The organism is Microbacterium sp. NPDC091676, from assembly GCF_044756645.1.
GTDB lineage: Bacteria > Actinomycetota > Actinomycetes > Actinomycetales > Microbacteriaceae > Microbacterium > Microbacterium paraoxydans_D.
On record NZ_JBIVTI010000001.1, the window covers coordinates 2,191,986 to 2,212,352 of the forward strand.

The following is a 20,367-nucleotide window of genomic DNA, read 5'->3' on the forward strand; positions in this document are numbered from 1 at the left end:
AACGAGGCGGGATGGGAGTCGCTGTCCGCAGATATACGGAGGGGTGCGGACGGGGAGCATCTCTGCCGCGCGGTCGCGCCTGTGATCCGACGTCGGTCGCTGCGATTAGAGTGGAACGCGGCCCCGAAAGGAGTGGATGTTTCACGTGAAACAGTCCGAGAAGGCATCGTCGAACGAATCGTTCGGGATGGACACCCCCCTCGCGCGAGAAATCGCGGATCTCTCCGTTCGCCGCCGCGCGCTCGAAGCAGTCACCGTGGAGTTCGGCGGAGACACGCGAATCCTGACGGTGTCGAACCAGAAGGGTGGCGTGGGTAAGACCACGAGCGCCGTCAACATCGCCTCCGCACTGGCCGGGCTCGGAGCGAAGGTCCTCGTCATCGACCTCGATCCGCAGGGCAACGCCTCCACTGCTCTCGGCGTGCCGCACAACGCCGACACACCGAGCGTCTATGACGTCCTCATCGACGAGTTCCCGCTTGCCGAGATCGTGCAGCCCAGCCCGGAAAGCCCGAATCTCTTCTGCGCACCGAGCACCATCCACCTCGCGGGTGCCGAGATCGAACTGGTCGCACAGGTCGCCCGGGAGCACCGACTTCGCCGCGCTCTGGAGGACTACCTCGTCGACAACCCTGTCGACTTCGTCATCATCGACTGTCCTCCTTCCCTCGGGCTCCTCACGATCAACGCGTTCACCGCGGCGAATGAGGTCTTCATCCCGATCCAGTGCGAGTACTACGCCCTGGAAGGCCTGAGCCAGCTGCTCGGCAGCATCCAGATGATCCAGAAGCACCTCAACCCGGGCCTCCATCTCTCGACGATCCTCCTGACGATGTTCGACGGCCGGACGCGGCTGGCGCAGCAGGTGGCAGAGGAAGTCCGGTCCCACTTCCCGTCTCAGGTGCTGGACACCGTGATTCCCCGTTCCGTGCGCGTGTCGGAAGCCCCCAGTTTCGGCCAGACGGTCATCGCCTACGACGGTCAGTCCGCCGGAGCGATCGCCTACCGTGAGGCCGCCGTCGAAATCGCGTCGCGACAGACGCAGAGCAAGGAGAAATAATGGCGAAGCGCACTGGACTCGGTCGCGGCATCGGTGCCCTCATCCCGACGGCGGACCAGACGGAACGTCCCGTCGACGTGTTCTTCCCCGGCGCGAAGATCGCCCCGGTGTCCGAGGCCCCCGCGACGACCGCCGACTCCGCGCCCGAGGCCGAACTCGAGGCGGTGCCCGGGATCCATCTGATCCAGGTCGATCCGCAGGCGATCGTCCCCAACCCGCGCCAGCCGCGGACACACTTCAACCCGGAGGACCTCGCGGAGCTCGTGCACAGCGTCCGCGAGTTCGGTGTGCTGCAGCCGGTGGTCGTGCGGAAGAACGGCGACGGCGAGTACGAGCTCATCATGGGGGAGCGGCGCACGCGGGCCGCCCGCGAGGCCGGACTCGAATCGATCCCGGCCATCGTCCGCGACACGGCCGACGAAGACCTCCTGCGGGACGCGCTGCTGGAGAACCTCCACCGCTCGGAGCTGAATCCCCTCGAAGAGGCGTCGGCCTACCAGCAGCTCCTCGACGACTTCGGCATCACGCAGGAGGAGCTCGCCACGCGCATCGGTCGTTCCCGGCCGCAGATCAGCAACACCATCCGGCTACTCAAGCTCCCGGTTCCGGTGCAGCAGCGGGTGGCCGCCGGTGTGCTGACCGCGGGCCACGCGCGGGCGATCCTCAGCCTGGACTCCCCGGAGTCGATGCAGCGTCTCGCGGACAAGGTCGTCAATGAAGACCTCTCCGTCCGTGCCACGGAAGAGGCGGCCAAGTCGCAGCCGTCCGCGGGGAAGACGCCCAAGCCGACGCCGGGCGCACGGAGGGCGTACCTCGACGAGGTCGCCGGCAAGCTCGGGGACCGCCTCAACACGCGGGTCCGGATCGCGTTGGGTGCCCGTAAAGGCCAGGTCACGATCGATTTCGCTTCGATCCAGGATCTGAACCGCATCCTCGAGGAGTTGGGCGAAGAAGGGTACGGCTCCGCGCGGTGACGCCGGCGTCAGCCGGGGGTGACATAGACTCGCGTCATCTTTGACGATGCGAGGGGATGTCATGTCCAGACCAGCTGACCCAGCGACCATCAAGCGTCGTGTGATCGCCGTCAGTATCGCGGCGGCCCTGGGCGGATTCCTCTTCGGATTCGACACCGCGGTGATCAACGGCGCCGTCGACGCTCTGGCCGGAGACGTCTCCGGTTTCGATCTCGGTACCGGCCTCAAGGGCTTCGCCGTGTCGTCCGCCCTGATCGGCTGTGCGGTCGGCGCCTGGTTCGCCGGCCCGGTGTCGAACAAGTTCGGCCGCATCCCGGTGATGGTGGTCGCCGCCGCCATGTTCTTCGTCTCCGCGATCGGCTCCGGCCTCGCTTTCAGCGTCGTCGACCTCATCGTCTGGCGCGTGATCGGGGGCCTGGGCGTCGGCGCGGCTTCCGTGATCGCTCCCGCCTACATCGCGGAGGTGTCGCCGGCCGCGATCCGAGGGCGCCTGGGATCGCTGCAGCAGCTGGCGATCGTCCTCGGCATCTTCGCCGCTCTGTTGTCCGATGCCCTGCTCGCCGGCATCGCGGGGGAGGCCGACCAGCCGCTCTGGGGCCTGACCGCGTGGCGATGGATGTTCATGGTCGCGGCCATCCCCGCGCTCGTCTACGGACTGATGTCGCTCCGGCTGCCCGAATCCCCGCGCTACCTGGTGCGCAAGGGCGAGGTGAAGCGCGCTGCCGAAGTGCTCCAGACCGTCACGGGGACGATCGACACCGAGGCGAAGATCAAGGAGATCACCGGCACGATCGACACGGAGCGCTCGGAGTCGCTGCGAGACCTGCGGGGCAGCCGTCTCGGACTCAAGCCGATCGTCTGGGTCGGCATCCTGCTGTCGGTTTTCCAGCAGTTCGTCGGTATCAACGTCATCTTCTACTACTCCACGACGCTGTGGCAGTCGGTGGGCTTCGACGAGTCCAGCGCGCTCCTCACCTCCGTCATCACGTCCGTCACGAACATCGTCGTCACGATCGTGGCGATCCTCCTCGTCGACCGCATCGGACGTCGGATCATGCTGCTCGTCGGCTCCGTAGGCATGACGGTGACCCTCGGGCTCATGGCGCTCGCCTTCTCGTTCGGCACGCTCGACGCCTCCGGAACCGCGACGCTCCCGGACCCCTGGGCCACCGTCGCCCTCATCTGCGCCAACGGCTTCGTCGTGTTCTTCGGTGCGAGCTGGGGTCCTCTGGTGTGGGTGCTCCTGGGCGAGATCTTCCCGAACTCGATCCGTGCCGGTGCTCTGGCCGTCGCCGCGGCGGCGCAGTGGGTGGCGAACTTCTTCATCTCGACGACGTTCCCCGCATTCGCCGAGATCGGCCTCACGTTCGCCTACGGCTTCTACGCGTTCTTCGCGCTGCTGTCGTTCTTCTTCGTGTTCTTCAAGGTGCCGGAGACCAAGGGCCGCGAGCTCGAGGACATGAGCGAGGATGCGAAGGTGGAGCGCCGCCCCCGTCGCGCACGCGCGTAGGCTGGAGGGATGACCGAGTCCGTCCCCCGTCGCGCCAGCCTGGAAGTGCTGCGCGCCGAGGCGTCGGACGAACTCGCGGTCCTCGTGCAGGAGCGCCTGCTCGGCGGCGAGGACCCGTGGGAGTTCATGGAGGAGCTGCCCAGCGTCGACGAACTCGTCGTCTACCTGCTCCGCGCCGACAACATCGCTGCGAACGACGGTGTGCGTCCGAACGCCGCGCGACACTACCGGGTGCTGCGACAGATCGCCCTCGAGTACCCGGAGCTCACACCGGCCGTGTGGGGGCTCCTGGACGAGAAGCAGCGCCATCGTCGCTGGGATCCCCGCATCGCGGACGCCTCCTGACGACCGATGCGCCTCGTGCCTTCCGACCCGTCGTGGCCGCAGCGGTTCGAGGAGTTCGCGACGACGATCCGCGCCGCCGGCGAGGACGGGTGGATCATCGAGCACATCGGCTCGACCGCGATCCCCGGGATGAGCGCGAAACCGGTCATCGACCTCGCGGTGCGCGTGGAGACGCGGGAGCGACTCGACGCTCGTCTGCCCGAGCTGGAGACGGCCGGGTGGCGCGTCGGCAGCGGGGTCCGCACGCATCCGGTGATGATCTGGGAGTCGGCGGGCGAGCGCCTTGCCATCGCACACTTCTTCCCTGCCCCGGAGTGGGATCTTGCGTCCCAGCGCCTGCTGCGGGACTGGCTGCGCACGCATCCCGCAGACGCAGCGCGCTATGAGCGCGCCAAGCATGACGCTGCGCGGGCGGCAGCGGACGGGGTGTCCTCCTACAACGCGGGAAAGACCGCCGTCATCCAGGGCATCGTGAACAGCGCACGGGCCGCGCGCGGTCTCGAGCCCGTGGACGTGTACGACAAGCGCTGACGAGTTCGGGCTGCCCGGGGAATGCGAGAAGGGCCGCACCCGGAGGTGCGGCCCTTCTCGTGGTCGTGGGGGATCAGCCGAGGAAAGCGGCGAGATCCTGCTCTAGGGCGAACTTCGGCTTGGCGCCGATGATCGTCGTCTTGACCTCTCCGCCCTGGAAGACCTTCATCGCCGGGATCGACGTGATCTGGTACTTCATGGCCAGCTCCGGGTTCTCGTCCACGTTGAGCTTGAGGATGGTGATCTTGTCGGGGTTGTCGGACTGGATCTCGTCCAGCACCGGCGCGACCATACGACACGGACCGCACCACTCGGCCCAGAAGTCCACCAGCACGGGACCATCGGCCTGCAGCACGTCCTGCTCCCAGGTCGCCTGGCTCGTTGCCTTTGCACTCATCAGAGTTCTCCTTGTTCGAGGTTCGCCTGTTGCAACAACGGGCGGGGGGAAAGTGTTCCCGGCCGTGGTCAGGCCGTGATGACCTCGGCGGCCTCGGCCGCGGGGACCTCGACGGAGGAGTCCTCGAGGTCGGCGAGGAAGTGCTCGGCGTCGAGGGCCGCGATCGTGCCCGTCCCGGCGGCGGTGATGGCCTGGCGGTAGGTGGGGTCGATCACGTCGCCGGCGGCGAAGACACCGGGGACCGACGTGCGCGAGGAGCGACCGTCGATCCAGATCGTCCCCTCGGGCGTGAGCTCGAGCTTCTCGTGGACGAGGTGCGTGCGCGGGTCGTTGCCGATGGCGATGAACAGGCCGTCGAGGGGCAGGTCGCGCAGCGAGCCGTCCTCCGTGGAACGCAGCTGCACGCCCGAGACGGCGTTGTCACCGAGGATCTCCACGACCTCGCTGTTCCACACGAACTCGATCTTCTCGTTCGCGAAGGCCCGCTCCTGCATGATCTTCGAGGCGCGGAGGGAGTCCTTGCGGTGGATGACGTACACCTTGTCCGCGAAACGCGTGAGGAAGGTGGCCTCCTCCATCGCCGAGTCGCCGCCGCCGACGACGGCGATCGTCTTCTGACGGAAGAAGAAGCCGTCGCAGGTGGCGCACCAGGAGACGCCGAAGCCGGAGAGGCGCTCCTCGCCCTCGATGCCGAGCTTGCGGTAGGCCGAACCGGTCGCGTAGATGATGGTCTTCGCCTCGTGGGTCGCGCCCGAGCCGAGGGTGACCTTCTTGACGGGGCCGGCGACGTCGAGCTCGGTGACGTCGTCGTAGAGCACCTCGGTGCCGAACTTCTCGGCCTGCTCCTGGAACTTGGCCATGAGCTCGGGGCCCTGGATACCCTCCGGGAAGCCGGGGTAGTTCTCCACCTCGGTCGTGTTCATGAGCTCTCCGCCGACCTCGACGGAGCTCGCGATGAGGAGCGGCTCCAGGTTCGCGCGCGCCGCGTAGATGGCAGCCGTGAATCCGGCGGGGCCGGAGCCGATGATGATGACCTGACGCATGTGATCTCCGTTAGAAAGGCGGTGCCGTCGAAAGACGTCCGACTGCTTCAACCCATGGTAACCGCGGGGCATTCCCGCGTCAGCGGCCGGGCAGGAAGCGGCGGATGAGCCCGCCGGCGGCCTTCAGCTCCGGGGCGCGGAAGACCGCGAGGATCGCGACGTAGACGAGCACGACGACGAGGCCGATGACGGCGGTGCCGAGCGCACCGGACATCGCGCTGCCCATCATCCAGCCGTCCGCTCCGCCGCTCAGCACGAACACGCCCCAGCCGGCGAGGCCTGCAGGCACTGCAGCCAGGCCGAATCGCCCCACGGCGGCCAGCCAGGAGCGCACTCCCAGACCACCGATCTTCCGGTGCAGGAGCCAGACGGCCAGGACGGTCTGCAGGATGCTGGCCACGGACTGCCCCAGGGCGACGGCGGCGGCCAGCAGGGACAGCGGCAGCACCTCGGCCTCGAACAGCGCCCACGCGAGGAGGGCGGTGGCCACGATGAGCGTGCACTGCACGATCGTGAACCAGAACGGGGTGCGGGTGTCGTCGTAGGCGTAGAAGGTGCGCTGGACGATGAAGAGAACGGTCAGGGGGATCAGGCTGAGCAGGTAGCAGAGCAGGACCAGCGCGGCGGACTTCGCCGCGTCCTCGGCGGTCACGAACTCGGTGTCCTTCGTGAAGACCCGCGAGGCCGGCACGGCGGCGGCGGCCACGGCGGCGACGGCGGCGGCGATGAAGAAGAGGAGCGTGCGGATGCTCCGCGAGATGTCGCCGCGGACCTCGTCGTCCCGGCCACTCGCGGCGTGCTCGCTGATCTGGGTGAAGTAGGGGGTGCCGATCGACAGCACGATCACCGAGTAGGGCAGCATGAAGATCAGCCAGGCGTTGGTCGTGACCGTGGCCGAGGCCTCGAGGCCCGCCGCCTCGCTGACGATGAAGCCTTGCAGGGTCCCCGCGGCCAGGCTCGCGAACGCCATCAGGAACGTCCACCCGGCGAGGCGGCCGACCGTGCCGAGCCCGACGCCGCGCCAGCGGAAGTCCGGCTTCAGAGCCAGCCCTGTGCGGCGCCAGAAGACCAGCAGCACCACAGCCTGCAGGGCGATGCCGAGGGTCGCGGTCCCGCCGAGGAGCGAGATCATGGTCGGCGTCCACTCCGCCGCGCGCGTGGGCACGGGTCCGAAGAGGGCGCCGAGCGCCAGGAACCCGATGATCGAGACGACGTTGTTGACGACCGGCGCCCACGTGAAGGGCCCGAAGATGCGGCGCGCGTTGAGTGCCTCGCCGATCATCGCGTACAGGCCGTACAGCAGGATCTGCGGGAGGCACCAGTACGCCAGCGCGGTGGCGAGGGCCAGCAGCTCCGGGTTCGCACGACCGGCCACGATGTGCACGAGCCACGGTGCGCACGCCGTGGCGATACCGGTGACCACGACGAGGACGACCGTTCCGAGCGTGAAGAGCTTGGAGATGAACGCGTTGCCGCCATCCGCATCCGCCGTGGCCTTGACGATCTGCGGCACGATGACGGCCGTGAGGATGCCCACCGAGATCAACGAGAAGACGCTGTTGGGCAACTGGTTCGCGTAGGTGAAGGCGTCAGCGGCCTCGGAGGCGACGGAGCCGAGCACACCGACGAGGACGATGCTGCGCAGCAGCCCGGTCACGCGGGAGACCAGGGTGCCCGCGCCGATGATGGCGCTGGCGCGCCCGAGACTAGTCACGCGACTCCTTCGCGGAAGGAGCGTCCCGGCCGTCGCGGCGCTCCTGCGCCGCGGCCTCCGCCTCCTTCTCCTCGATCAGTTCCTCGACGGCGGCCTCGACGGCCTGTTCCTCGATCGCCTCTCGGCGTTTCCGACGCACGGTGCGGATCACGCCGAGAGCGATGAGCAGCACGGCCAGGCCGCCGAAGACGACGAGTCCGATGGTCTCCCACTCCGCACGCACCGCCACGCGGACGGTCTGCTCCGACTGGATCGGCACCCCCGTCGGACTGGTCAGGGCGAGACGCAGATCCAGCTCACCGCTGCCTACGCGGGCCGAGACGGGCACCTTCGCCCGTGTGGTCGAGTTCGCCTGCACCTCGACGTCGATCACGGGCTTCACCTCGAGGCGCGGATCGCTCGGAGCGGCGAACAGCCGCACGGTCACGGGCCATGGGAGGTCGTTGCGGACCGCGATCGGGAGATCGGCGTTGGCCGTGAGGAGCTGGATGGTGCTGGAGTCGGGGATGCTGACCGCGCCGAGCGTCTCGGTGGTGCGGGCACGATGGGCCGCGACCTTCTCTGCGAAGGCCTCGTCGGAGGAACCGACCGCGATGGTGCGGAGGATCCGGATGCGCTCCGGGCTCAGCAGCACCAGCGGGTCGTCGAGGATGGTGGCGAACGCGGTGAGGGCGCCTTCGTCCGTGAGCAGGTTCGTGAGGTCGGGGGCCCTGGTCGCCGCAGCGGCGTCCGGGACACTGACCGTGGCGGCGGGGGCCGCGCGCACCGCGGAGAGCTCGAATCCGACGGAGTCCGCCGCCGAGATCGCGTCGCGGAGCGCGTCGGCCGAGCGGTTCTCGTCGCGATCCAGACCGACGAGGAGCGGGGCACCGGGCGCACGGGCGCCCGCGAGGAACAGTCGCGCCGCGGCCTCGGCCAGGTGCGCCTGACGCGGAGCGGAGGCGGATTCCGCCGCGGCGGCCGACAGCGCGGCGGACGTGGCGGCATCGATGACGAGCAGGTCCTGACCACCCGACGTCGCATGCGCGGAGCTCTGCCCACCGACCGTCGTCGACGACACCACCGTCGTCGTCTTCCGGTCCAGATACCCGGAGAAGGCGGCGAGATCGCCCTGTGCGAGGTCGCTCTCGGGCCAGACGATCCCGGGGAGGGCCCCGTCGATCTCCGCCAGCTCGTCGTCCGTGGGGAGCGCGGGGCCGTCGGTCGGCGTCGGCGTCGGCGACGCCGTGGTCCCGGGGGTGCTCGTCGGCGTGACGGCGCGCTGCTGCGGGAAGGCGGCGGGGTCGAGCAGGGAGGTCAGGGGGAGCGGCGCCAGGGCATCCGGGAGACCGGCCTGCGCCTGCACGGTGAGGTCGGCGTCGCCGAACTGCAGGGCGAACCGGGCGTTGGGGAGCTCGTCGAGCCTTTCCAGCCAGTCCGTGGCGGTCGACGGCGCTGCCGTGCCGAGGGCGCGGATGGCGGCGGGGATGGCGGGATCGAGGGCGAGCACGGCCGTCGTCCCGGCCACGCCGTCGAGCTGTGCGGTGAGGTCGCCGTCGGGGGCGGTGAGGTCGGTGAGCTCCTCCGCGCTCAGCAGGGCGCCGCCGGCGGGGGTCGCGGTGATCGGGACGAGCACCCCGATCGGACTGGTGGGAGTGGAGGTGACGACGAGGACACTCGTCGCGCTCGCCTCCCAGGTGGTGGTGCGCTGCCCCGCGGTGTCCTTCGTGCGGGCATCGCTCAGGACGGCCCGCAGGGGGTACACACCGGGTGCGAGGGGCTCGAGGGTCTCCTGCGGCACGAACACCGTCGTGGTCGCGGATCCTCCGGCCTCGGCCGTCTTCGTGGTCTCGTCGCCGAGCGGCAGGAACGAACCGGCGGCACGGCCCTCGTCCAGCCACTCCGTGACGGCGGCATCGTCGCCGAGCGGCGTGCTGCCGAGCTCGACCTCGACCCGGCCCGTGGAGAGCTCGGACTCGGTCTCGTTGTCGATCGTGACCACCGCCGATGTCGACGTGCCCGGCGCGACGGTGCCGCGCAGGCCCGCCGTGACGTGCAACTCCACCCGCTGGTCGTCGTCCGCGGGGGGCTGGTCGGCCGCCATCGCCGGTCCGCCGACCCCCAGGGCGCAGACGCCGGCGGCGACCACGAACGCCGCGAGCCGGCGCACGCGCGCGCGGAGGCCCGTCTCGGGAGTGATCGCGGTCATGAAGGTCTTCCTCGAACGCCGGGAGGAGGCGGATCGTGAGTACTGACCCTGCGATTCTAGGAGGCCGGAGGGAGGAGAACCCTGAAGACGCGTAGAGTGACGGCCGTGTCCGACACCCCCGCCCCCCATCCCGACCCGCTCCGCAGTGCCGCGTTCGCCGCGGATCTCGACGCCGCCGACCTCCGATCCGAGCCCCTGCGTCGCCTCTGGGGAGAGGAGGCGGACGATGCCCTGGCCCGCGGCCTGCGCGAACCCATCCTGCGGGCGATCGCGGGGGATGAGGGCGTGCTCGCGACGCTCGGACGTCTCCTGGTGCTCGGGCTTCCGCAGCCCCGAGCGGCGGTGGAGCGCGCCCTGCCCACCCTCGGCGTGGACGGTCTGGAGGCCCTGGGTCTGGCGACGAGCGACGCCGACTCCGTGACGCCGATCGCGCTGCTGCGCCCGCAGTCGTTCGTCGACGAGGACGGCGTCGGGGAGTGGTGGATCGCCAGCGACCTGGACGAGGTCGCCCTCGACGGTCCGCTGCCGGCCGATCACGTCCTCGGCGTGGGCGGCGCCTCCCGCACCCTCGCCGAGACGGTCGTGCCGCTCGCGGTGGATCGTGCCCTCGACCTCGGCACGGGCTGCGGCATCCAGGCGCTCCTCGTGGCGCGGCGCGCCGGCCGGGTCGTCGCCACCGATGTCTCCCGCCGTGCTCTCGCCTACGCCGCGCTGAACGCGCAGCTCAACGGGGTGACGAACATCGAGTTCCGTCACGGGAGCATGTTCGAGCCGGTCGCCGGGGAGGCGTTCGACCTCATCGTCTCGAACCCGCCGTTCGTGATCACCCCGCGGACGGAGGGGGTTCCCGCTTACGAGTATCGCGACGGCGGTCTGGTCGGCGACGCGCTGGTCGAGCAGTTCGTGCGCACGGCACCGGCACACCTCACCCCGGGCGGCATCGCCCAGCTTCTCGGCAACTGGGAGTCCCGCACGGGGGTCACCGGCCTGGCCCGGCTGGACGCGTGGGTGCCCGCCGACCTCGACCTGTGGGTGGTGGAGCGGGAGGAGCTGTCACCCCTCGCGTACGCGGAGCTGTGGATCAGGGACGGCGGCATCACACCGCGCGACGCCGCCTTCACCCCGCTGCTGACCGCGTGGCTCGACGACTTCGCGGCGCGGGGCGTGACCGCGATCGGCTTCGGCTACGTGCTGCTCCGCCGGGGGCAGGGGGAGCCGCTGCGGCGGTCGGAGCGGATCTCGCAGCCCGTGGCCAACGTGGGGGCGGCCCTCGGCCTCGGCCTCACGGCTCACGATGCGCTCGCCGACGGACTGCCCGACACGCTCGTCGTGGCCCCCGACGTCACGGAGGCGCGTCACCTGCTCCCCGGCAACGACGACCCGAGCGTGATCGAGCTGCGTCAGGGTGGCGGCTTCGCGCGGACGGTCGCGGTGGACCCGGCGCTGGCCGGGTTCGTCGGCGCCTGCGACGGGGAACTCCAGGTGCTGCAGATCGCCCCCGCTCTCGCCGACCTCTTCGAGGTGCCTTTCGGGCAGCTCTGGGCGGAGCTCGAGCCGCGCATCCGGGGACTCGTGCTCGACGGCTTCCTCCTCCCGGGGGAATAGTCCCGGCTTCCATGCGTTCGAATACACCATGAAGGCTTTCGGATTCCTCTCGTTCGGTCACTACGCCGACGTGCCCGGCTCGGCCACCCGCACCGCGGGCGACATGCTGAAGCAGACCATCGAGATCGCGGAGGGCGCGGACGAGCTCGGCGTCAACGGCGCCTACGTCCGCGTGCACCACTGGGCCCGCCAGGCGGCGTCCCCGATGCCGTTGCTGACGGCCATGGCCGCGCGCACCGAGCGGATCGAGGTCGGAACCGGCGTGATCGACATGCGCTACGAGAACCCGTTCCAGTTCGCGGAGGAGGCGGCCGCGCTCGACCTCATCGCGGACGGGCGCATCGCGCTCGGCGTGAGCCGCGGGTCACCCGAGACGGCGCTGCGCGGCTACGAGACCTTCGGCTTCCGCGACGAGGAGGACCCGGAGCGCGGCAGCGTGCTCGCGCGGGAGAAGTTCGAGATCTTCCTGCGGGCCATCGACGGCGAGCGACTCGCTCCCGGCGACCCCCGGATGGTGGGCGCGGGACAGTACCTCGCGATCGAGCCGCAGTCGCCCACGCTGCGCGACCACATCTGGTGGGGCTCGGGTTCGCGTGCCACGGCCGAGGAGACCGGACGCCAGGGGCTCAACATGATGAGCTCGACGCTCGTGACCGAGGCCACGGGGCAGCCGTTCCACGAGCTGCAGCGCGAGCAGATCGAGCTGTTCCGCTCCGCCTACCGCGAGGCCGGTCACACCGGGGTGCCGCGGGTGTCGGTCAGCCGCAGCGTGTTCCCGCTCGTTTCGGACACGGACCGCGCCTACTTCGGGCTGCGCAGCGAGGAGAACGGCGACCAGATCGGCATCATCGACGGGTTCCGCTCCACGTTCGGCAAGACCTACGCCGCGGAGCCCGACGTTCTCATCGAGCAGCTCCGGCAGGACGAGGCCGTCATGGCCGCGGACACCCTCATGCTGACGATCCCGAACCAGCTCGGGCCGGAGTACAACCTCCACGTCCTCGAGGCGTTCGCGGAGCACGTGGCGCCGGCCCTCGGGTGGAAGCCCAACACGGAGGGACCGGTCCAGGGCGACCCCGTGGCCTGATCCGGCACGGCGGTCCGACCGATAGTGTCGGATCCATGTCCGCAGGAAGTTCCCCGCTCACCATTCGGCCGTGCCGAGGGGAAGAGGAGTACGCGGCGCTCGTCGAGATCTGGCGCCGTGCCGTTCGTGCCACGCATGACTTCCTCGACGAGGCCGACTTCGCCCGGATCGAATCGCATCTCGCGTCCGACTACTTCCCCGCGGTGACCCTCACCGTCGCCGAGCAGGACGGGATCCCCGTCGGGTTCGCCGGTGTCCACGACGGGGGACTGGAGATGCTCTTCGTCTCCGATGCCGTCCGCGGCCGCGGCGTGGGCTCCGCCCTGCTCGCCGAGGTGGTCGCCCACCAGGGCGTGGTCAGGGTCGATGTGAACGAGGACAACCCGGGCGCGCGCGGTTTCTACCGCAGCCGCGGCTTCGTGGAGGTGGGTCGGAGCGCGCTCGACGGCGACGGTCGTCCCTATCCGATCATCCACATGGCGCTGCCGGGAGACCCCGGCGGCTCTTGACAGCGGCCGCGGGACGCCCGACGCTGGGGACGGCGCGCCGACCGGCGCCCGTCCCCACCGCTTCGGAGGCACCATGACCCGCGTGCGCGTCGACCTCAACATCACCCTCGACGGCTTCGCCACGACGACCGATCAGACCCCGGAGAACCCCTTCGGCGAGGACTGGGGACGACTCACCGCGGCCTACACGGCGACCCGCACCTTCCAGGAGCGCGTCTTCCACGACACGAGCGGTGCGGGCACCACCGGGGTGGACGAGAAGTACGCGGCGCAGTACTTCGAGGGCATCGGCGCCGAGATCATGGGGGCCGGGATGTTCGGGCTCCACGCGAACCCGGACGACCCGGAGTGGCGCGGCTGGTGGGGCGAGGAGCCGCCGTTCGAGGTACCGGTGTTCGTCCTCACGCATACTCCGCGCCCGCCGATCGAGTTCGCCAACGGCACGAGCTTCCGCTTCCTCTCCGCGACTCCGGAGGAGGCGTTGCGGGAAGCCGTGGCGGTGGCCGGAGGACGTGACGTGCGCGTCGGCGGCGGGGCGACCACGGTCCGGGAGTTCCTCCGTGCCGGGCTCGTCGACGACCTGCACGTCGGCATCACCCCCATCCTCACCGGCAACGGCATCCGGCTGTGGGACGACCTGCGTGGCCTCGAGGCCGGCTCTCGCGTGACGTCCGAGGTCGCGGAGTCCGGGGTGACCCACATCACGTTCTCCCGCGAGGGCTGAGTCACCGGCGCGCGGTCGCAGAATCGCACCGGAGTCGCGGGGATTCCGGGAAACTCTGCGACCTCGTGCGGAAGTGCGCTATCAGAGCGGAGGGCCGAACAGCTCCTCGCCGTGCTCGTGGAGGAGCCGGTACGCGTCGGCGAAGGTCTCCGGTTCCTTCTCACCCGCCGCGCCGTAGCGGGCGAGGAGGAGCCCGAGCAGGCCGCGGGCGGGAGGCGTGAGCGGCTTGAGGTGATCCGCCTCCTTCGGCTGCGGGGTGCCGCCCTCGGGATTCGGCGGCGTGTACGCGGGCGTGGTCACGGGCCAGTCGGCCGGGTGCCGCGGCTTGTCGAGGTTCACGACGTTGAGCAGCGTGTTGGCCGACTGATCGCGGTCGTTCAGCGGCTCCAGGCCGTGCAGGCGCGACAGCGTGGCCGTGACCGACCCGTGGTGCATCTCGTCGTGGATGATCGTGCCGCGCCGCGTGTACGCCGACACCGCGATCGCCGGGACACGACAGCCGAGCCGGTCGAACGTGAAGCCCATCTCCCCGGCGCCGGTGTCCTTCGTGGGTTTCGTGGCTGCGGGCGGCGGCACGTGGTCGTAGCAGCCGCCGTGCTCGTCGAAGGTGATGAGCAGCAGCGTGTTCACGGCGTTCGAGCCGCCGGGCGTCGCACTCGTGCGCACGGCCTCGTAGACGTCGTGGATGAGCCGATCGCCCGCCCGGACGTCGGAGATGGCGCTGTCGTACACGGGCTCACCGTCCACCACGCTCTCCCGCGGCTTCCCGAACGGCGGATGGAAGTCGTTGTGGTCGTAGACCATCCGCGGCTCGATGAACGCGTACGCCGGGAGGGTGCCGTTCTTCGCGTCGGCGTAGAAGTCCTCCATCGTGCCGAAATGATCCGTGCGCCAGTACTTCTCCAGCACCGCCGCATGCAGCATCCCCGTGAACGAGACGAGCTGGAGCTCGTCGATGTAGATCCGCCAGCTCACCTTCCGGTCTTCCAGGCGGTTGAACACGGTCGGCGCGGCCGGGGCGTCGAGCCACTTCCGGTAGCCGCCGCCGGCCTGGTTCGTCACGAAGCCGTGCGAGGTCGACGCATGGAAGAAGGAGCGGTTGCAGAAGGTCTGGGAGGGCACTCCGGCGTACCAGTGGTCGAACACGGCGAACTCGGCGGCGAGGGTGGAGAGCACCGGGAGCATCTCCGGTGAGAACGAGCCCATGATGTGCCGCGCTTCGTCCCGGCCCGGTTCCTTCCCGTCGCGCAGTCGGCGGACGTTGATGATGTAGTCCTCGAGGAAGCCGGACATCGTCGCCTTCTCGCCGTGGGTGGGGGCGTTGAAGGGCGTGGTCATCTGGTCGACGAACAGGTCGGCGTTGGTCTTCGGGTCGACGGTGCCGAAGATCTGCGTGTTGACGTGCGGGTACTCCTCACCCGGGTCCGGATCGGGGAGGCTCATGATGCGGTCGGTGTCGCCCCGGTAGACGTGCGCCTCCACGACGGTGCCGTCCGGGGCGGTGTTGCTGTGGGTGCCGAACGCGAGACCCTCGAAGGTCTCGCCAGCCGGCAGCGTCTCGGCCGTGTAGAGGTAGCCGAGGAGGTTGTCGAAGGAGCGGTTCTCGCCCATCACCACGACCACGTGATCGAAGCCGGGCTCGGAGCGCGGCGTGAGTGCGGCGAACGGATCCGGATCGTCGGCGAAGCCGTCCCGGCCTCCGGCCCCGGCGACGGAGGCCCCGATCGCCGCCCCTCCCGCGCCGCCGATCACCGCTCCGGCCAGGGCGGCGCCGCCGACGGTGAGGAATCCGCGCCGGGAGGGGTCGCGGGGAGAGGCGTCGGAGGGGTTGTCGGCGTCGACCATGCCGCGATCCTACGGCCGGGCGGGCCCACTCAGCATTCCGGTGTTCCAGGAAAGTCGCGGAACGGGTCTGGAAGGATCGGGGAGTGCATTCCGCGGTCGTCCCCTCCGAAACCGTCCGTCTGCCCGTTCGTCGTTCCGTGGTGCTCGCCTTCTTCCTTCTCCCGCTGGCTCTCGCGATCGTGCTGTTCACGCTCGAATCCGGGCCCGTCTTCCTCCTGTGCCTCGCCGCCGTTCTGCCCGCGGCGGCCGTGACGATGTTCGCCGCCCGCTGGATCGCTCCGCGGACGTCGCGGTCCTGGACCTCCTCGCTGCTCGCCGTGGCCTGGGGCGCCGGCGCCGCCGTGCTCCTCGCGACCGGGATCGGTGCGTGGTCTGCCGAGCAGGCGATGTACGTGGACGATCAGGGCATCCTCCGGGAGGCGATCCCCACGATGTGGGTGCTGACGCCCGTCGTGGAGGAGGTGGGGAAGGGTCTCGGGGTGCTGATCGTCCTTCTGCTCGCACGGCGCCTCGGCCTGCGCGGCGTGCTCTTCGGCGCGATGGTCGGCGCGCTGGTCGGCGTGGGCTTCGCAGCGGTGGAGGATGCCTCCGCGATCGCGGCGGACATCGCGGCGAACGACCTCGGCTCCGGCATCGTGACGGGGATCGTCCGCATCCTGACGTTCCCCACCCATGCCGCGCTCACCATCTGGACCGGCGCGGCGCTCGGACTCGCCCTCGACGCCCCACGTGCCTGGACGCGCCCGCTCCTCGCGCTCGCCGGGCTCCTGGTGGCGATCGGGGCCCACGGGGCGATCAACTACGGGAACGTCGCCGGTGCCACCGATCAGGCCTCCTTCTTCACGGCCCTGGGCACGGCCTTCGGCTGGATCCTGGTGTCGACGGTCGTCGCCGTGACCCTCCGTCTCGTGCTGACCCGCCGGGTCTGAGTCGCGCGCCGGCCGGACGGGGCACAGCTTCGGAGATCGCGGCCGACACGGCGCCGTGCGGGGGGGCCGTCCGGCGTGTCCGGACTGATCTCCGAAGCTGTGCCCGCGGCGGCTCAGGCGGCAGGGATCCAGAGGACGGCGCCGTCGCGCCAGCCGAGGCCGGCCGCACCCTCGGGGAGCGGGTCCTCGTGCCGCGGACGGACCACGCGGACGCGGCGCCCGGCGAGCTCGACGATGTAGACGACGTCGGCGCCGCGGTAGACGTGCGCGATGACCTCGACCGGGACGGGGGCCCCCGGACCCGCCGCGGGCGACAGATGCAGATCCTCCTGCCGGAGCACGACCTCGCCGGACCCGTCCGGCCCGGCGCCGGTGAGCGGGACCTGCACGGCGGTGCCGTCGAGGGTCGCGACCGCGCCGGAGCGCGTGGCGGGGAGGAGGTTCGCCGCACCGATGAAGTCGGCGGCGAAGGGGGTGAGCGGGGCGCTGTACAGCTCGGCCGGGGCACCCTCCTGTTCGATGATCCCGCCGTTCATGAGCACGATGCGGTCGGAGAGGCTCATCGCCTCCTCCTGGTCGTGCGTGACGAACACGGTCGTGAGGCCGAGGGTGCGGTGCAGTTCCTTGAGCTCGACCTGCATGTCCTCGCGCAGACGCGCATCGAGGTTCGACAGCGGCTCGTCGAGGAGGAGCACGCGCGGCTCGAACGCGATGGCGCGGGCCAGGGCGACGCGCTGCTGCTGTCCGCCGGAGAGCTGCGCGGGCATGCGATCCGCGAGGTGGCCCATCTGCACACGCTCCAGCGCCCGGACGGCGAGCTCCTTCTGCTCGGCCTTCGACTTCTCCCCGGACATCCGCAGCCCGAAGCGCACGTTCTCGGCGACGCTCATGTGCGGGAAGAGCGCATAGCTCTGGAACATCATGCCGAGGTGACGCTTCTCGGGCGGCAGCTTCGTGACGTCCTGCCCCGCGATCTCGATCGTGCCGCTCGTGGGCGACTCGAGCCCGGCGATGCAGCGGAGCAGCGTCGTCTTCCCGCAGCCCGAAGGACCGAGGAGTGAGACGAACTCGCCGGACCGCATCGAGAGGTCGATGCCCTTGAGCACCTTCGTCCCCTTGAAGTCCTTGGTGAGTGAGGTGATGGTGAGCGTTGTCATCAGACGAACAACCTTCCCAGGCCGATGATGCGTTCGAGGACGATCATGAGGACGACGGTGAGCAGGACCATCAGGGTCGAGACGGCCGCCACGGTGGGCGACGTGCTGAACTCCAGCTGGCCGTAGATGGCGATGGGCAGGGTCTCCAGCTGCGGGGTGCGCAGGAAGAGGGCGATGACCGCATCGTCGAAAGAGATGTTGAAGGCGAAGAACGCTCCGGCCGCGATGCCCGGACGCGCGATGGGCAGCACCACGAGGCGGTAGCGGTTCCAGGTGCCGGCGCCGAGGGTGCGCGCGGCCTCCTCGGTGAAGTGGTCGGCACGGGTCATCACGCCGGTCACGGTGCGCATGACGTAGGGGATCGCGATGACCACATGGATCGCGATGAGCACGCCCACGTTCGGGGAGCCGATCGTGAGCGAGGCGATGGAGAGGGCGCCGATCGCGAGGATGATCGTGGGGATCGTCAGTGGCGACATCAGCAGCGCCTGGATCGCCGCGCCTCCCGGAACGCGGAACCGCGTCAGCGCGAGGGCGGCCGCGGTGCCGATGGCGGCGGCGAGGATCGCGACCGTCACGCCCACCACGAGGCTCAGACGGAACGGCTCCAGGTAGGTGTCGGAGGTGAGGGCCTCCACGTACCAGTCGAGCGTGAAGCCCTGTCCGGGGAACGTGAGGAACCGGTTCTCGCCCACCGAGGCGCCGGCGACGACGAGCAACGGGACGAGCATGTACAGCGTCACGATGACGCCGAGGAGGATCGCGAGGATACGGCCGAGGATCGGGACGGAACGGACCATGGTCACACCTTCTGCTTCCCGAGCCGGGACGTGGCCGCGAGCACGAGCATCACGCCCGCGAACAGCAGCACGGCCTGCGCCGCCGCGAACGCCCAGTCGAGGTTGGTGGTCGCGTCGACGTAGATCGTCTGTGCGAACACGGGGATCTGCGAGCCGCCGATGAAGCGGGGGGTGATGAAGGAGCTCACCGAGAGCACGAACACCAGGGAGGCGCCGGCGACGATGCCGGGCACCGACAGCGGCAGCACCACGTGCCGCAGCGTGCGCCAGAATCCGGCGCCGAGCGTGCGTGCGGCCTCTTCGAGCTGCGGGCGGATGCCGGAGACGACGCCGAGGATGCTGAGCACGGCGAACGGCAGCAGCACCTGCACCATCGCGATCACGACGCCGGTCTCGGTACCGAGGAATCCCTGGGTGCCGCCGACGAGGAACTCCGCGCCGGGGATCTGCATCATCAGGCCGGACGGCCCCATGAGCACCACCCAGCCGAAGGTGCGGACGACGACGCTCGTCATCAGCGGCAGGATCACGACGATGAGGAGGAAGGAGCGCACCTTGGAGCCGGCGCGCGCCATGATGTACGACAGCGGGATGGCGATGACGAGGGTGATCACCGTCTGGATCACCCCCAGGCGGAGCGATCGCAGCGCCGCCTGGAGGTGATACTCGCTCGCGAACAAGCGGGTGAAGTTGTCGAGGGTGAACCCGCCTGCCGGCGATTGCACGCTCATGAGCAGCATGCCGGCCACCGGGGTGACGAAGGCGAGCGCGAGCAGCACGATCGCCGGCAGGAGCAGGAGCCAGGGCTCCTTACGGGTTCGGACGCTCATTTGGTGATCAGCGCATTCCACTCATCGGTCCACGCCTGACGCGACGCGGCGATGTCGCCCGGGGCGTAGACCACGACGTCGTCGAGCTCGTCGCCGGTGAGCACGGCCGCGGCCGCCTCGTCCGACAGCTCGGCCTTCGTGTTGACGGGGGAGTAGCGCATGTTCTCGGCGAAGACGGTCTGCGCTTCGGGGCGCAGTTCGTAGTCGATGAAGAGCGTCGCCAGCTCGGGGTTGTCCCGGCCCTCGACGACGTTCGCCGTGATGAGCGACGCGGTCGCGCCCTCCTCCGGGACGATGAACTCGACGGGCAGACCCGCGTCCTGCAGGGTGCCCGCGTAGTCCATCGCGTACGGCGCCAGCCACGTGCCGCGCTGGGCGAAGGCGGTCTGCAGGTCCGGCGAGGTCGGAACGACGATCGCGTCGCCCGAGGAGGCCAGCGCCCCGAGGTCGGCGATGGCCGCGGACGGGTCGTCGATGCCACCCCCGAGGGCGTCGGCCACGCGGAGCATCGACAGCACCCCGTAGGTGTTCGAGAAGTCCGTCAGGGCGACGTGACCGGCGTAGGCGTCGTCGAAGAGGTCTTCCCAGGACGTCGGCGCCGGGGCGTCGGCCTCGGTGTTGTAGACGAGCCCGATGGGCGCGAGCTGGATGACCGGACCCTCGCCGCGCTCGAGGCCGGCGGTCGCGATGTCGACGAGTTCCCCCGCTGCGGACAGGTCGTCCGCGGCGATCGGGGCGATGAGCCCCTGCTCCGCGGCGGTGAACTCCTGCCCGCCGGAGAAGTGCACGACGTCGATCTGCGGGCTCGCCTTCTGGGCGGTGACCTGGGCGAGGGCGTCGGCGCTGTACAGGGTGATCAGCTCGACCTTCGCTCCGGTCTCCTCTTCGAACGGGTCGACGACGGCCTCGATGAAGGCCTTCTCCCAGTCTCCGCCGAACGACGTGACGACCAGGGTCTCGCCGGCGAACTCCTTGTCACCACCGGACGAGGACTCGCCGTCGCCGGATGCGCAGCCGGCGAGGACGAGGGCACCGGTGGCGACGAGCGCGCCGGCGGTGAGGATTCTACGGGTGTTCATGCACTGCTCCTTCGGGATGGGTCCAGCACGGGGGTGGACG

General features: G+C 70.0%; 19 protein-coding genes. 10 read left to right on the forward strand and 9 right to left on the reverse strand.

Features of this window, described 5'->3' with window-relative positions; translation table 11 throughout:
• The first annotated feature begins 136 nt into the window (after nt 1-136).
• The 5 genes from ACIQID_RS10645 to ACIQID_RS10665 all read left to right on the forward strand — a co-directional run bounded on the left by ACIQID_RS10645 (nt 137) and on the right by ACIQID_RS10665 (nt 4,420).
• Complete coding sequence (locus tag ACIQID_RS10645) at nt 137-1,060, forward strand: ParA family protein (protein WP_331201532.1); 924 nt, start codon at nt 137-139, stop codon at nt 1,058-1,060.
• A complete protein-coding gene (locus ACIQID_RS10650; protein ID WP_331201531.1) occupies nt 1,060-2,034 on the forward strand; it encodes a ParB/RepB/Spo0J family partition protein in 975 nt (324 codons plus the stop codon). The genes ACIQID_RS10645 and ACIQID_RS10650 overlap by 1 nt, the downstream gene beginning before the upstream one ends.
• A gap of 61 nt (nt 2,035-2,095) precedes the next feature.
• Nucleotides 2,096-3,544, forward strand: a complete 1,449-nt coding sequence (locus ACIQID_RS10655) for a sugar porter family MFS transporter (protein ID WP_400284652.1) — start codon at nt 2,096-2,098, stop codon at nt 3,542-3,544.
• 9 nt (nt 3,545-3,553) lie between these two features.
• Nucleotides 3,554-3,889: a hypothetical protein gene (locus tag ACIQID_RS10660; protein ID WP_025102860.1), complete on the forward strand. Its 336-nt coding sequence runs from the start codon at nt 3,554-3,556 to the stop codon at nt 3,887-3,889.
• A 6-nt stretch (nt 3,890-3,895) separates the two neighbouring features.
• Nucleotides 3,896-4,420 carry a GrpB family protein gene (locus ACIQID_RS10665; RefSeq protein WP_400284656.1) on the forward strand — a complete coding sequence of 175 codons (525 nt, stop codon included), beginning with the start codon at nt 3,896-3,898 and terminating at the stop codon, nt 4,418-4,420.
• Nucleotides 4,421-4,493: 73 nt separating this feature from the next.
• Here ACIQID_RS10665 and trxA read toward each other — a convergent pair whose 3' ends face one another.
• The 4 genes from trxA to ACIQID_RS10685 all read right to left on the reverse strand — a co-directional run bounded on the left by trxA (nt 4,494) and on the right by ACIQID_RS10685 (nt 9,762).
• Nucleotides 4,494-4,817, reverse strand: coding sequence for a thioredoxin (gene trxA, locus ACIQID_RS10670; protein ID WP_025102859.1), 324 nt, complete (start codon nt 4,815-4,817; stop codon nt 4,494-4,496).
• A 68-nt stretch (nt 4,818-4,885) separates the two neighbouring features.
• Nucleotides 4,886-5,860 carry a thioredoxin-disulfide reductase gene (gene trxB / locus ACIQID_RS10675; RefSeq protein ID WP_400284660.1) on the reverse strand — a complete coding sequence of 325 codons (975 nt, stop codon included), beginning with the start codon at nt 5,858-5,860 and terminating at the stop codon, nt 4,886-4,888.
• Nucleotides 5,861-5,939: 79 nt separating this feature from the next.
• On the reverse strand, nt 5,940-7,574 hold the full coding sequence (gene murJ / locus ACIQID_RS10680; protein WP_400284663.1) for a murein biosynthesis integral membrane protein MurJ: 1,635 nt from the start codon (nt 7,572-7,574) through the stop codon (nt 5,940-5,942).
• Nucleotides 7,567-9,762 (reverse strand): DUF6049 family protein, encoded by a 2,196-nt coding sequence (locus tag ACIQID_RS10685; protein WP_400284666.1) that lies wholly within the window; start codon nt 9,760-9,762, stop codon nt 7,567-7,569. Before ACIQID_RS10685 ends, murJ begins: the two co-directional genes overlap by 8 nt.
• Nucleotides 9,763-9,858: 96 nt before the next feature.
• On the opposite strand from ACIQID_RS10685, the gene ACIQID_RS10690 reads away from it, so the two are divergent.
• The 4 genes from ACIQID_RS10690 to ACIQID_RS10705 all read left to right on the forward strand — a co-directional run bounded on the left by ACIQID_RS10690 (nt 9,859) and on the right by ACIQID_RS10705 (nt 13,687).
• Complete coding sequence (locus ACIQID_RS10690; RefSeq protein WP_400284669.1) at nt 9,859-11,367, forward strand: class I SAM-dependent methyltransferase; 1,509 nt, start codon at nt 9,859-9,861, stop codon at nt 11,365-11,367.
• A gap of 28 nt (nt 11,368-11,395) precedes the next feature.
• Nucleotides 11,396-12,454: an LLM class flavin-dependent oxidoreductase gene (locus ACIQID_RS10695; protein ID WP_312674431.1), complete on the forward strand. Its 1,059-nt coding sequence runs from the start codon at nt 11,396-11,398 to the stop codon at nt 12,452-12,454.
• Nucleotides 12,455-12,489: 35 nt separating this feature from the next.
• Nucleotides 12,490-12,963 carry a GNAT family N-acetyltransferase gene (locus ACIQID_RS10700; protein ID WP_331201526.1) on the forward strand — a complete coding sequence of 158 codons (474 nt, stop codon included), beginning with the start codon at nt 12,490-12,492 and terminating at the stop codon, nt 12,961-12,963.
• Between the two features lie 73 nt (nt 12,964-13,036).
• Entirely contained in the window at nt 13,037-13,687 is a 651-nt protein-coding gene (locus ACIQID_RS10705; RefSeq protein WP_400284673.1) for a dihydrofolate reductase family protein, read from the forward strand.
• Nucleotides 13,688-13,768: 81 nt separating this feature from the next.
• Here the strand turns inward: ACIQID_RS10705 and ACIQID_RS10710 are convergent, their stop codons facing one another.
• Nucleotides 13,769-15,532, reverse strand: coding sequence for an alkaline phosphatase family protein (locus tag ACIQID_RS10710; RefSeq protein ID WP_400284676.1), 1,764 nt, complete (start codon nt 15,530-15,532; stop codon nt 13,769-13,771).
• An 83-nt stretch (nt 15,533-15,615) separates the two neighbouring features.
• Here ACIQID_RS10710 and ACIQID_RS10715 point away from each other — a divergent pair, with 83 nt between their 5' ends.
• Nucleotides 15,616-16,461 (forward strand): PrsW family glutamic-type intramembrane protease, encoded by an 846-nt coding sequence (locus ACIQID_RS10715; RefSeq protein WP_400284679.1) that lies wholly within the window; start codon nt 15,616-15,618, stop codon nt 16,459-16,461.
• Between the two features lie 113 nt (nt 16,462-16,574).
• Here the strand turns inward: ACIQID_RS10715 and ACIQID_RS10720 are convergent, their stop codons facing one another.
• The 4 genes from ACIQID_RS10720 to ACIQID_RS10735 are packed head-to-tail and all read right to left on the reverse strand — an operon-like array spanning nt 16,575 to nt 20,327.
• Nucleotides 16,575-17,618: an ABC transporter ATP-binding protein gene (locus ACIQID_RS10720; protein WP_312674436.1), complete on the reverse strand. Its 1,044-nt coding sequence runs from the start codon at nt 17,616-17,618 to the stop codon at nt 16,575-16,577.
• Complete coding sequence (locus ACIQID_RS10725; RefSeq protein WP_025102849.1) at nt 17,618-18,418, reverse strand: ABC transporter permease; 801 nt, start codon at nt 18,416-18,418, stop codon at nt 17,618-17,620. The genes ACIQID_RS10720 and ACIQID_RS10725 overlap by 1 nt, the downstream gene beginning before the upstream one ends.
• A gap of 2 nt (nt 18,419-18,420) precedes the next feature.
• On the reverse strand, nt 18,421-19,248 hold the full coding sequence (locus ACIQID_RS10730; protein WP_400284684.1) for an ABC transporter permease: 828 nt from the start codon (nt 19,246-19,248) through the stop codon (nt 18,421-18,423).
• Complete coding sequence (locus tag ACIQID_RS10735) at nt 19,245-20,327, reverse strand: extracellular solute-binding protein (RefSeq protein WP_400284687.1); 1,083 nt, start codon at nt 20,325-20,327, stop codon at nt 19,245-19,247. The genes ACIQID_RS10730 and ACIQID_RS10735 overlap by 4 nt, the downstream gene beginning before the upstream one ends.
• Between the last annotated feature and the right edge of the window lie 40 nt (nt 20,328-20,367).